11 protein-coding genes are annotated in these 12,291 nt (G+C 74.8%); 4 read left to right on the top strand and 7 right to left on the bottom strand.

Annotated elements, in window-relative coordinates:
- Nucleotides 1–23 precede the first annotated feature (23 nt).
- From AWW66_RS09055 to AWW66_RS09030, 6 genes are all read right to left on the bottom strand, one after another.
- A complete protein-coding gene (locus AWW66_RS09055; RefSeq protein WP_211271885.1) occupies nucleotides 24–863 on the bottom strand; it encodes an SDR family oxidoreductase in 840 nt (279 codons plus the stop codon).
- Nucleotides 860–1,117, bottom strand: coding sequence for an acyl carrier protein (locus AWW66_RS09050; RefSeq protein WP_067362638.1), 258 nt, complete (start codon nucleotides 1,115–1,117; stop codon nucleotides 860–862). Before AWW66_RS09050 ends, AWW66_RS09055 begins: the two co-directional genes overlap by 4 nt.
- 30 nt (nucleotides 1,118–1,147) lie before the next feature.
- The gene (locus AWW66_RS09045; protein ID WP_067362635.1) at nucleotides 1,148–2,278 is read right to left on the bottom strand and encodes a radical SAM family protein; all 1,131 of its coding nucleotides are present in this window, start codon (nucleotides 2,276–2,278) and stop codon (nucleotides 1,148–1,150) included.
- Nucleotides 2,279–2,300: 22 nt separating this feature from the next.
- Nucleotides 2,301–3,020 (bottom strand): Phenylacetic acid catabolic protein, encoded by a 720-nt coding sequence (locus AWW66_RS09040; protein WP_211271884.1) that lies wholly within the window; start codon nucleotides 3,018–3,020, stop codon nucleotides 2,301–2,303.
- Between the two features lie 274 nt (nucleotides 3,021–3,294).
- The gene (locus AWW66_RS09035) at nucleotides 3,295–4,857 is read right to left on the bottom strand and encodes a class I adenylate-forming enzyme family protein (protein WP_157527293.1); all 1,563 of its coding nucleotides are present in this window, start codon (nucleotides 4,855–4,857) and stop codon (nucleotides 3,295–3,297) included.
- Nucleotides 4,850–5,098: an acyl carrier protein gene (locus AWW66_RS09030; protein WP_067362629.1), complete on the bottom strand. Its 249-nt coding sequence runs from the start codon at nucleotides 5,096–5,098 to the stop codon at nucleotides 4,850–4,852. The genes AWW66_RS09035 and AWW66_RS09030 overlap by 8 nt, the downstream gene beginning before the upstream one ends.
- 201 nt (nucleotides 5,099–5,299) lie before the next feature.
- On the opposite strand from AWW66_RS09030, the gene AWW66_RS09025 reads away from it, so the two are divergent.
- The 4 genes from AWW66_RS09025 to AWW66_RS09010 all read left to right on the top strand — a co-directional run bounded on the left by AWW66_RS09025 (nucleotide 5,300) and on the right by AWW66_RS09010 (nucleotide 10,359).
- Nucleotides 5,300–6,388 carry an IS630 family transposase gene (locus AWW66_RS09025; RefSeq protein WP_067362626.1) on the top strand — a complete coding sequence of 363 codons (1,089 nt, stop codon included), beginning with the start codon at nucleotides 5,300–5,302 and terminating at the stop codon, nucleotides 6,386–6,388.
- Between the two features lie 429 nt (nucleotides 6,389–6,817).
- On the top strand, nucleotides 6,818–7,873 hold the full coding sequence (locus AWW66_RS33530) for a hypothetical protein (RefSeq protein ID WP_067362622.1): 1,056 nt from the start codon (nucleotides 6,818–6,820) through the stop codon (nucleotides 7,871–7,873).
- 250 nt (nucleotides 7,874–8,123) lie between these two features.
- The gene (locus AWW66_RS09015; protein ID WP_067362619.1) at nucleotides 8,124–10,091 is read left to right on the top strand and encodes a non-ribosomal peptide synthetase; all 1,968 of its coding nucleotides are present in this window, start codon (nucleotides 8,124–8,126) and stop codon (nucleotides 10,089–10,091) included.
- Nucleotides 10,084–10,359, top strand: a complete 276-nt coding sequence (locus AWW66_RS09010; RefSeq protein ID WP_083978341.1) for an acyl carrier protein — start codon at nucleotides 10,084–10,086, stop codon at nucleotides 10,357–10,359. Before AWW66_RS09015 ends, AWW66_RS09010 begins: the two co-directional genes overlap by 8 nt.
- Before the next feature lie 5 nt (nucleotides 10,360–10,364).
- Here AWW66_RS09010 and AWW66_RS09005 read toward each other — a convergent pair whose 3' ends face one another.
- Complete coding sequence (locus AWW66_RS09005; RefSeq protein ID WP_067362611.1) at nucleotides 10,365–12,056, bottom strand: condensation domain-containing protein; 1,692 nt, start codon at nucleotides 12,054–12,056, stop codon at nucleotides 10,365–10,367.
- Nucleotides 12,057–12,291: the final 235 nt, after the last annotated feature.

Genomic DNA, 12,291 nt, shown 5'->3' with positions numbered 1-12,291 from the left:
CACGTTCGCTCCCCCAGTCCGGGTCAGCCGGTCGCGGTCTCGGCGGGCGGCGCCGTCGCCGCCGGGGGTACCCCGACCCCGCCGAAGACGGCGTGCATCCCACCGTCGGCGTGCACCACCTGCCCGGTGGTGTACCGGGACAGGTCCGACAGCAGGAACAGCACCGCGCCCACCACCCGTTGCGGGTCGGTGCGGTCCCAGCCCAGCGGCGCCCACCGTTCGTACTGCTCGGCCAGGTCGGCGAAGGTCCGCACGCCGCGCGCCGACACCGTCTCGACCGGCCCGGCGGCGACCAGGTTGGCCCGGATGCCCGCCGGGCCGAGGTGCAGCGCGAGGTACCGGCAGACCGCCTCCAGGGCCGACTTGTACACGCCCATCCAGCCGTAGCCGGGCAGGGCGCGGGTCGAGTCGACGGTCAGCCCGACCACCGCGCCGCCGCCCGGGGCGCGGCCGAGCAGCGGCGCGAGCGCGGTGGTGAGCTGCTGGAACGAGTACGTCGAGGCGCGGAAGCCGTCCAGCACGCCGCCGGCGGGCGCGCCGACGAAGCCCGGCCCCAGCGCCTCCGGCGGCGCGGCGGCGATGCTGTGCACCACCCCGTCGAGCTGGCCCCAGCGCTCCTGCACCTCGGCGGCGAGCGCCTCGACGCTGGCGTCGGACATGACGTCCAGGTCGAGGATCTCGGGGCGGGTCGGCAGCAGGTCGGCCACCTTCCGGGTGATCCGGGCGACCCGTCCGAACGAGGTCAGCACGACCTCGCAGCCCTCCCGCTGGAGCGCCGCCGCGACGTGCCAGGCGATCGACTCGTTGTTGAGGACCCCGGTCACCAGGTAGGTGCGCTTGGCCAGGCTGAGCAGCGAGGTCAATGCGACGCGCCCGCGACGATCCGCGCCACGAGCTGCCCGATGGTGACGTCCGCCAGTTCGCTGCGCGGGATCTCGACCTGGAACTCCTTGACCACCATGGCCATCAGGTCGGCGACGTCCAGCGAGTCGATCTCCAGCTTGTCGAACTTGGCGTCCGGGCTGATGGCGTCCTCCTCGACGCCGAGGTCGATCAGCTCGGCCCGGAGCCGCTCCTCGACGACGGCGGCGGTGATCGGGGAAGAGGGGGAAGACATGCGGGGCACTCCTTCGGTCGGGGTGGGTGGCTACGCGGCCAGCGGCGCGCGGCGGGCGAAGTGCGGCGAGTGCTGCTGGGCCCAGTACCACTGGCGCCAGTAGCTCTCGGCCAGGTCCAGCCAGGTCTCCAGCCGGCCCACGTCGTCGAGGAACCGGTTCATGCTGACCAGCAGCCAGCTGTAGACGCCCTGGCTGTCGCGGCAGTCCGCGCAGTTGCCGGAGGTGCAGCAGAACTGCAGGGTCTGGTAGTCCGCGCCGTAGACCGCGAAGCCGTCCAGGACGGGGTTGCCGTTGCGGATCCGGTCGGCGTGGTCCGGGTGGTCGACGCTGATGCTCGGGCAGACGTCGTACCCGAACTGTCCACCCCAGTGGCTGCGCCCGGTGATCAGGGTCTCGATGAAGTACGGGTGGCTGACCACGGTGTCCGGGTACTTCTGCTTGATCCGCAGCGCCTCGGCGAGGGTGCGCTGCTCGTTGTCGATGCGCAGCGCGTGGTCGCTGCCGTGGTCGGAGTAGAAGTTGAAGGTGACCTGGTTGCCGTTGTCCTGGATGGCGCGCACGGTCGGCTCGACGTACTGCAGGCCCTCCTCCGACAGCGCGTAGACGAAGATCACCCGTGGGTCGTTGCGGTAGTGCCCGAGCGCGGTCTCGAAGAGCCCGGTGAAGGACGAGCCGTTCGGGCGGTACCCGCGCAGGGAGTCGTCCAGCGGGCCGCCGCCGAAGAGGCTGATCGCCACCGCGACCTTCTCGAACCCGGCTCTGGGCAGCGGCCGGATGCCGTTGGTCGAGATGGTGACGTAGGGCAGCCGCTCGACGAACGGCACCACCCGCTTCAGCACCAGGGTCGGCTCGCCACCGATCAGGGTCGCCTGGGTGACGCCCCGGGTGACGAGCTGGTCCACGAACTCGGAGATCACCACGGGGTCGGAGGTCTCCGGGACCGCCGCGTCGAAGCCGCCCTCGAAGTACCAGCAGCCCTTGCACCGGATGTTGCAGGTGGTCGTGAGGTGGACCTCGGAGGCGGTGACCCGCAGGCCCATGTCGCGGACGGCGGCCAGCCGTCCGGCCAGGTCGGGTCGACCGGCGAGCAACGACTGCAGGCGGGCCTTGGCCTCCTTGCGGGACGGGGGCCGAGGGTTGATCGCTACGGGGGTGGGCATGGCGCCGGTGTCCCTTCGATCGTCAGCTCGGGACGACGAGCCCGAGCGCGTGGATCCGGGGGGTGACCGTGGCGAGCCACTTCTCCAGGGCCTCCCGGTTGTTGGTCTGGCGCAGCCCCCAGCGGACCGCCCGCTTGGAGCGTTCCGAGTCGGGGGTGCCGAAGAGGTCCTTGAAGACCGGCCACAGCCGGTCCAGGGCCGCCTGGAGCTGCTCGCGACCCTCCTCGGTGACCGCCAGGTTGCGGCACACCCGCGCGCCGTGCGCGATGTGGATCTTCTCGTCGAGGATGATGGTGCGCACGGCGTCGGCCCACGGCTTGTAGCTGCCCTCGGCGAACTCGCGGATCATCAGCAGCGCGCTCTCCTCGCCGATGTAGGAGTAGATCCCGCGCTCGGCCCAGGTCGTGCACTGGTGCAGCCGCTTGTCCGAGAAGAGCTTCCGCTCCTCGATCGTCTGCTCCTCCATGTAGGAGGTGTCGATGCCGATCTCGGCGAGCACCCGCTTGCCGATCTTGTAGTGGTCGTACTCCTCGGCGGCCCGCTCGGCGCACACCTGGCGTTCCTCGGCGTTGGGCGCCATGGGCAGGAACATCATGGTGTAGTCGTCCCCGCCGGAGAGCTCACCCTCCGTGTTGATCATGATCTGGCTGATCAACGCCTTCTGGTACGCCCGGGGCATCCGCTTCAGCTCTTCGGGGGTACGGACCACCACTTCCTCGTCATCGAGGATCTCGACTGTCATGACTGACCACCTCCTGTCGACAACGGCCACGAATGGTGTCGGCGAATGGACCGGCGTCCCGTCGCGCCGTTACGGCGGGACCACCCGAACGCCCGATTCGGACAAATGGTTGGGAGCGCTTCCACCGACACGTGGCCCGCATCCTGGAAAAAGTTGTCACTACCGGGTCAGTGCCCGCCGGGAAATGTCATCCCGGTGCGCACCGGCGCACATTTCTCTCGTCGACGCTTGTCACGACACCGCCCCCGATTCTCCGCACCTCGCCCGAATCAGCTCACACCAGGCTCTCGACCGCCAGGCGCTGCACGTCCGGTCTCTGGATCTTGCCCAGCGGCGTCCGGGGGAAGCTGTCCACCCCGAGCTGCGTCAACGCGACGAACCGGCGCGGCACCTTGAAGGGACTCAGGTGCGCCAGCAGCGTCGCGCGCCAGGCGTCGTCGGCGGCGGCGGCACCGGGCAGCAGGGTGTACACGAGGACCAGCTCCACCCCGGTCACCGGGTGCGGCAGCGCCGCGACGACCCCGTCCTCGACGCCGGCCAGGTGCGGCACGACGTTTTCGATCTCGGCGGGGTAGACGTTCTCCCCGTTGACGATCACCATGCTGTCCATCCGGTCGACGATGGTCAGCTCGCCGCGCTCGTCGAGGTGCCCCAGATCACCGCTGCGCACCCACCCGCCGTCCAGCCGCTTCGCGGTCAGCTCCGGCGCGTCCTCGTACCGGGTGAAGATGCTCGGCCCGCTCAGCAGGACCTCGCCGTTCTCGCCCGCCGGGAGGTCCCGCCCGTCCGGGCCGACGACCCGGACCCGGGCGAACGGCACCGGCGGGCCGGCGGTCCGCCGCTCCCCGGGTGCCCGGTCGCGCGGCTCCACCGTGGTCAGCGAGGTCATCTCGGTCATCCCGTACACCTGGTACACCGGGATGCCGAAGGTGCCCTCGAAGCGGTGGATCAGCTCCGGGCTCAACGCCGACCCACCGGCCAGCACACCCTTGAGACTGCCGGCGGTCGGCCGCTGCGGGCGGTCCGCCAGGTTGGCCAGGTACGCGTTGACGACCAGTGTCCAGGTGGGCCGGTGCCGGTCCACGTAGGCCCAGAACCGCACCAGCGCCGTCTCGGAGCGCACGCACACCGACCGCCCGCCGGACCACAGCGGGGTCAGCGTCGGGAAACCCTGCCCCCCGGCGTGGAACATCGGGATGACGTTGAGGAAGACGTCGTCCCGGCCGGCGTCGGCCCACTCCACCATGGCCAGCGCGTTGGCGAGCAGGCTGCGGTGCGACAGCACCACGCCCTTGGGCACGCCGGTCGAGCCGGAGGTGTAGACGATCTCCGCGTCCGGCGTCCCGTCGTCGCCGGCCGGGGTCAGCTCCCCCCGGTACGCCGCGCCGCGCGCGAGGACGTCGGCGAGGAAGGCCTCCCCGTCGTCCACGGTCAGCCAGGGCACGTCCCGCCCCACCTTGGCGGCGGTCGCGGCGGGCCCGATCACCAGCGCCGGCCCGGCGTGCGCGAGCAGCGCGTCCAGCTCCCCCGGCCCCGACTTCGGGTTCAGCGGCACGAGCATCCGCTGGGCGGCGATCACGCCGACGAACAGCGCCGCGGCGAGCGAGGAGTTGTGCAGGACCGTCGCCACCCGGGCGCCCGGCGGCACCCCGTACTCGTCGAGCAGGGCGGCGCAGCCCCGGGTGAAGGTCAGCACGTCGGCGAAGCTCACCGTCCGACCGCCGGGCTCGGCCGGGACCAGGTACGGCCGGTCGCCGTACCGGTCGGCGGCGGCCGAGACGAGGTCGAGCAGGTTCGTGGTGACCGTGAGGTCCGGCGCGGCCAGTGGACTAGGCATCGGCCGCGCCACCGGGGGCCGCCCCCCGCACCACGTCGCAGAGGCGGGTCACCGTGGGGTTGTCGAAGATGACGTCGACGACGTCCACCCCGTAGGCCGTCTCGACGCGGGTCACGATCTCCACGGCGGCCACCGAGTCCATGCCCAGGGCGATGAGGTCGTCGTCCGTCCCGAGCGTGGACCGGTCCAGCACGTCGGCGCAGATGGCGGCCATCTGCGAATCGAGATCGTTGGTGGTCACTACAGCGGGCTCCCTGTCAGGTCATTTCCACGGGCCACCGCGACCGGCGGCGGCGAACGTTTTCCGTGGCGTCGGGACTCGTCGGGACCATACCGACGACGTCAGGGCCTGTCCAGAACAGCGCGGTGATTCAATTCCGGGCCGCAAACAACCCGACAATCCGCGCCAGAAATTCGTTCATGTACATGTATCATCCGCGTCATGGGGAAGGGTCGACCGAAGACCGCATTGACTCTCAGCGACGAGGAACGGGCCCAGCTCGGCCGGGGCGCGCGGGCGGCGAGCTCCACCCAGGCGTACGCGCTGCGCTGCCGGATCGTGCTCGCCTGCGCCGACGGCGCCACCAACGCCGAGGTCGCGGCCCGGTTCGGCGTCTCGCCGCCGACCGTGGGCAAGTGGCGCTCGCGGTTCGTGGCCCACCGGATGTCCGGCCTGGCCGACGCGCCCCGGACCGGGCGGCCCACGACGGTCGGGCAGGACCGGGTGCGCCAGGTGGTCACCGCCACCCTGGACGCGCCACCGGACCGGACGCGGCGCTGGTCCCGGGCCGCGATGGCCGCGCACAGCGGGCTGTCCGCCTCGACGGTCGGGCGGATCTGGCGCCGGTTCGACCTCCGGCCGCACCTGCAGGACGGCCTCCGGCTGGCCACCGACCTGCGGTTCGTGGCGCGGGTCGTCGACGTGGTCGGCATCTACGAGCACCTGCCGGAGCGGGCGGTGGTGCTGTGCACGGACGAGAACCGGCCGGCCGCCGCCCCGGCGCCCGCACCGCCGGGCGGCCCGGATCCGTGCCTGCCGTCCCCGGACACGACCGACCCGCCGGCACCGCCGGACGTGGTCGGCGCCGCCGGGGCCGGCGAACCGGACCGCCGGGCCCGGGGCTGCGCGTACCGCCGCTTCCTGCGCGCCGTCGACCGGGCCGTCCCCGCCGACCTGGACGTCCACGTCATCAGCGACAACGTGGCCCTGCACGACACCGCGCCGGTCCGGGCCTGGCTGGCCCGCCACCCGCGCTTCCACGTCCACTTCACCCCCGCCGGGCCCACCTGGCGCGACCAGGCCGCGCAGTGGGTCGCCCGCTTCGGTGGCACGGTCCCGGCCCTCGCGCCGGAGCCGACGCCGCCCGGCCCGGCGGCGACCGACCCCGGCGCCCCCGTCGCCGGGGCCGGGCACCCGGAATGCCTCGCATGGGTCAAAGCCGCCGAAGCCGTCCGCGACGCCCTGGACAGACATCTGGAACGGACTTGCGGCGTGGCCGCGCCAGCCGGCCGGCAGGCAGCCGAACGCTGAGGCCGGCGAGTCCCAGCAGGCGGTTACCCACCGGCCCGACGGCCGGGGCTCCACCCGCCCGCCGGCTGGCCGGGCCGGCCGCGCCGGTCGGCCCGGCCCGCAGGGCGGCGACCGGGCGGCCCGGCGGGCGGCGGCGGTCCGAGCCGGCCGCGCACCGGTCGGCCGGACGGGCGGCGGTGGTCAGAGCCGGCCGCGCACCGGACGGCGGTGGTCCGGGCGGGGCCGGCCGGGCGGGCGTGCGCCGTCTCGTCGCGTGTCCATCCGGTCCCCCCGGCCGACCCGGCGGACGAAGTGGCCGATTCCCCCGGGCCGCCGGCTGCGGGATGGTGGTCGCCGAACCCCACCGACCACGGTGGACCCGACGGCCGTACCCGGCCGGCGACGTGGGCGTCCCTGCCCGCGCCCGGCCCGGCGGAGCGAGGAGACCCGATGCGGCATCCCCCCGGGCCGCCCACCGGTGACGCGGTCGTCGACGATCCGGGTTTCGCGCACGGCGACTGCCAGGACACCGCGTTCGGCACGCTGCTGCGGCTGGCCGGCGTCGCCCACCCCGAGGACCTGCTCCTCGGGGACCTCGCCTTCGAGGTGGGTGTGGACCGGGGCGTCGCCGACGGGCTGTCCCCGGCGTACCGGACCGGCGGCCCACTGCCCCCGGCCACCGGCCCGACCGGCACCGGCATCGGGCTGGTCGAGCACCGGGCCGCCGACCTGCCCCACCTGCACCGGCACCTGCGCGACCGGACCCGGGGCGGGCGGGCGGTCGCCGTCACCGTCGACCAGTACGGCTACGAGCCGGCCCCGTTCCACTTGCGGGCCCACGTGCCGCACCACCTGGTGGTCACCGCCGCCAGCGGCGACGACGTCGAGGTGCTGGACAGCTTCCCCCGCTCCCGGTTCAGCGGCCGGGTCGCGCCGGACCGGTTCGCCCGGTGGGCCGACTCGCCGCACCTGGGCGCCGCCCGGTACCGCACGGTGGAGCTGACCGTGGCGCCCGGCGCGACCGACGCGGTGACCGGCTGGCTGGCCGCCACCTGGCGGGACCAGGTCCGACGCAACGTCGCGGCGATGCTCGACCCGGCCGGCCGGCACGGGGTGGCCGCGATCGGGCTGGTCGCCGACCGGCTGGCGGAGTGGCTGGCCGGGCCGGACTTCCGGGCCGACCCGGGCCGGCGGCGGGAGTTGCCGGTGAGCAGCTTCACCGACCTCGGCGCGCTGCGCCGGGGGCACGCGCTCTGGCTGTCCCGGGTCGCCGCGCTGGGGCACCCCGCGCTGGCCGAGTGCGCCGACCGGCTGCGCGCGGTGTCCCGACAGTGGGACGTCGCCGCCTCGCTCTGGCTCGCCGGCGGGCCCGCCCCGGTGACGGACCCGGCCGCCGCCGACCTCGTCGCCCGGGGCCTGTACCAGGTGCCGAAGCTGGTCCGCCTGATCGCCGCCGCCGAACGGCGGGTGGTCGAACAGCTCGACGCCGCCGTCCGCCAGGGATGAGCCCTCACCGCCGTCCGCCCCGGGTGGACGCCGGGCCGCCCGGACCGGGCGGCGATTCGGGTGTCCAAATCGGACGAAGGCCGCCACCGGTCCCGACGCCATTGACCGGCCGGCCGACGAAGGGCTAGGTTCTCGCTGGTCGAAGCGCTTCGACGCCCGCCCCGGCCAAGCAGCCGGGCGACGAGTCGGCCGACCGCCCCACCCCGCATGGCCCCACCACCCCTCGCGCCCGGCGACGGGAAGGAGTCCGATGCCCACCCCCCAGGCCCCGGTCCGTGTGGAGGCCACCGTCCCACCGCCGGCCGCCTCGGTCATCGCCCTGCTGGAGCAGGTCGCGGCCCGCACCCCGGAGGCCGCCGCGCTGGTCGAGGACGGCACGGTCACCAGCTACCGCACCCTCTGGCGGGACGTCGAGGCGCTGGCCGCCGCCCTGCTGCGTGACGGCGTCCGCACCGGCGAGCCGGTCGGTGTGACGGTCCGCCGTTCGGCCGCCGGGATCGGCGCGCTGCTCGCCGTGCTGCGGGCCGGCGCGGCGTACGTCCTGCTGGACCCCACCGACCCGCCGCACCGCCTGCACGACATCGTGCGCGGCTGCGGCCTGCGCCGGCTCCTGCTCGCCGCCCCGCTGCCCCCGGCCGTCGCCGCCGGCCTGCCGGTACGGACCATCGAGCCCACGCCGTCCCTCGCCCCCGACCCGGTCGGCGCGCCGGACCCGGTCGTCGACCCCCCGGCCGGCGACCCGCTCGCCTACGTCCTGCACACCTCCGGCTCCACCGGCGCCGCCAAAGGGGTCCTGGTCGGCCACCGGGCCCTGGCGACGGCGGCCACCGCGCTGGTCGAGGCGTGGCGGATCACCCCCGGCGACCGGGTGCTCAGCTTCGCCGCGCTGACCTGGGACACCAGCGGCGAGGAGACCTACACCAGCCTGCTCGGCGGGGCGACCCTGGTCATCGACCGGCGGGCCACGGACGGCACGGTGGCGGGGCTGCTCGCCGCGGTCGCGGACCACGCGGTCACCGTCGTCGACCTGCCCACCTCGTTCTGGTACGAGGTGGTGGAGTTCCTCCGGCTGACCGGCCGGCCGCTGCCACCGTCGCTGCGCCTGGTCGTCATCGGCGGCGAGGAGGTCGCCGCCGGACCGGTCCGTACCTGGTGCGCGCTGGTGCCCGACCGGGTCCGGCTGGTCAACACGTACGGCCAGACCGAGACCGTGCTGGTCACCCACCAGGCGGAGCTGGGCGGCGCCGCCGGGCGCGGGCTGCCCGACGGCATGCCGGTACCGATCGGTCGGCCGCTGCCCCACGTCCGTCAACTCCTGGTTCCGACAGCGCCCGGCTCCCCCATCGCCGAGCTGTACGTCGGCGGTCCGTCGCTCAGCCTCGGCTACCAGGCCCAGCCGGAGGCCACGGCGCAGCGGTTCGGTCCGGTGCCCGGCGCCGGCGACGAGCGGATGTTCCGCACCGGTGACCTGGTGACCACCGGCCCGGACGGTCAGCTCGGCTACGTCGGCCGGGTGGACCGGCAGCTCAAGGTCCGCGGCCACCGGGTTGAGCCGGAGGCGGTGGAGCGTGCCCTGCTCGGCCACCCGGCGCTGGTCGCCGCGGCGGCGTACGGGGTCGACGCGGCGGCCGGCGGCCGGCACCTCGCCGCCGCGGTCGTCCCCCGGGCCGGCGCGGCCGTGACCGGCCCCGAGCTGACCGGCTGGCTGCGCGAGCGGCTCCCCGGGCACCTGGTGCCGACCCGCTGGTCCGTCCGTGCCGCCCTGCCGCTGCTGCCCAACGGCAAGGTCGACCACGCGGCCCTCACGGCGCAGGACCGCACCCGCCCGGTCGACCCGCCCGCCGGCACCACGCCCGACAGGCTTGGCGGCACCGGCACGGCGGGCGACGGCGCAACGGCGGAGGCCGTCGGCGCGGCGGGCGGTACCGGCGCGAGGGGGGACGGCGGGGCGGCGGAGAGCAGCGGTGATCCCGTCGTCGCCGAGGTCGCGTCGATCTTCGGCCGGGTCCTCGACCGGGCGCACGGGCCGGACGACGACTTCTTCGACGCCGGTGGCGACTCGCTGCTCGCCGCCCGGCTCATCTCCCGCCTCTACCGCCGGTTCGACGTCGAACTCACCTTCGTCGACCTGTTCGAGTGGCGGACACCCCGGGGCCTGACCCCCCTGCTCACCCCGGGCCGGCGGGCCGACGACGCGACGGAGCCGCGCCATGGCTGAGCCGGCCCCCCGGCATTTGGCGGAGATCCTCGCGGTCTGCGCCCAGGTGCTCGGCCGCCACACCGCCGCCGAGGAGAACTTCTTCGAGATCGGCGGCGACTCGATGACCGCCATCGACCTGTTCCTGCGGCTGGAGGCCCGGCTCGGCGTCGACCTCGACGTGACGGTGTTCTTCGAGGCCCGGGACTTCCGCGAGCTGGCCGCCCGGCTCGCCGCGTCCGGCACCGGGCACCCGGTGGACCCGCCCGCGTCCGGTACGCCCGGATGAGCGGGTCACCAGGCCCGGCGCAGCCGCCCCGCCAGCCCGGTCAGCGACTCCGGCCGGGCGAAGTCGTCGGGCACCAGTCCGGTCCAGCCGGCCTCGGCGAGCCGGGCGAGCACCGCCGGCACCAGCAGCAACCGGCCGCCCACGGCCAGGTAGCACCGGTCCGGATCGACGTCGTCGCCACCGTGGAGTCGCGCCACCGCGCCGCGCAGCGCCGCCAGCGCCGGGGCCACCGGGCCCGCGTCGTCGTGGGCCGGCGGCGGGTCCAGTTCCTCGTCGGGGCGCAGGCCCACCCGTACCGGGTCGCCGAGGTCGCCGCCGAGCCGGGCGGCCACCTGGTCGAGGGTCAGGTCCGGGCCGGCGAGGTGCGCCCGCAGGATCCGCTCCGGGCCGGCCAGCAGCGCCCGCATCTGCCCCGGGTCGAGGACCATGCTGTTGAAGCTGGCCAGGACCCACGTCGCAGCGGGCTCGATGGTGGTCATCAGGTACGCGTCGAAGCCGTCCCGGTCCGGGGTGACCTCGTTGCGCCCCATCGCCAGCTCCAGCTCGCCGGAGGTGGCCAGCAGGTCGGTCAGCTCCCGGTCGTCGCGCCCCAGCAGCTCGGTCAGCTCCGGGCTGTGGTCGAAGTTGACCGTCGTACCGGCCGCGAAGGGGACACCGCGTCGCCGTTCCTCGGCGGCCAGCGTCTCGCGCAACGTGAGCTGACCCACCCGGTACCGGCTCTGCACCCGGAACATCCGTACCCGCACCCGCTCGATCAGCGTGCCCACCGACGGATTGTCCGAGACGTCGACGGTGGTGGGGAGGATGCAGTGGTAGCAGCCGACCGTGCCGCGTTCCCCGGTGGTACGCCCGGCGAAGTGGTTGCGCACCACGGTCGCCGGTTCCCCAGACATGATCGCCAGCAGGGCGTGCACCAGCGCCGAGTACACCACCGTGGGGGTGGTCCGGTGCCGGCGGGCGGCGAGCACCAGCGCCGGCGCGAGGGCGGCGGAGCGGTACGAGGCGCCGTACCGCTGGAACACGCCCGGCCGGGACGGCACGAACAGCCGGGCGGGCAGGTGGCGTACCTCCTCCCGCCAGAACCGTTCCGCGGCCTCGCGGCCCGGCACCAGCTCGCCGGAGGCCTCGGCCCGGGCCGAGTCGGCGGGCTGGTGGCCGACGTCCCCGGCCCGGTCGGGCCGGTCCACAGCGGACCGTTCCGCGTCGGGCCGGTCCGGGTCGGGTGGCGCGTCGCCGCACGCCTCGACCAGCTCGGCCCGCACGAGCCGTTGGCTGTGCCCGTCGAAGACCGCGTGGCTGACCACGACCAGCAGCTCCACGACGAGCTCGTCCCAGCAGACCACGCCGAAGCGGACCAGCTCGGTGTCGGCCGCGGTGAACGGCGGCTCGGTCAGCGTCGCGCGGAACGCCGCCCGGGCGGCGTCGGACTCCGCGTCGCAGAACCGGACCGACGGCTCGCCGGGGGCGTGCACCACCTGCACCGGCGTCCCCGCGTCGTCGAGCTGGAAGGTGGTCCGGAGCGCCTCGTGCCGGGCGAGCAGCCCGCGCAGCGCCGCCAGCGCCCGTGGGTACGGGATCGGCGGCTCGGGACGGTACTCGACCGTGACGGCGTTGCAGTCACCGGTGAGCAGCTTCCACCACTCGAACTGTTGCGCGCCGCCGAGCGGCGCCCGCCGGATCTCCGCCCCCGCGCTCACCGCACGATCATGCCACGACCGCCCGGCCGGATCGGACGACGGCCGGGGCCGGCCCCGAGGAGCCGACGATGACCAGGGGCGACCCCGAGGAGCCGGGGACAACCACCGGCGCAGGCACCGGATCCGGTCCGAATCGGACGGTCGCGGCACCGTCCACACCCGATCCCGCCGGCCCGGCCGGGGGGCCGCCGCTGCCCCCCGAGGCGGTGGCGGCGACGCTCCAGCCACCCGGCCG

The sequence above is a fragment of the Micromonospora rosaria genome (assembly GCF_001567585.1).
GTDB lineage: Bacteria > Actinomycetota > Actinomycetes > Mycobacteriales > Micromonosporaceae > Micromonospora > Micromonospora rosaria.
The sequence above is the reverse complement of the archived record's forward strand: the minus strand, read 5'-3'. Positions and strand labels throughout refer to the sequence as shown.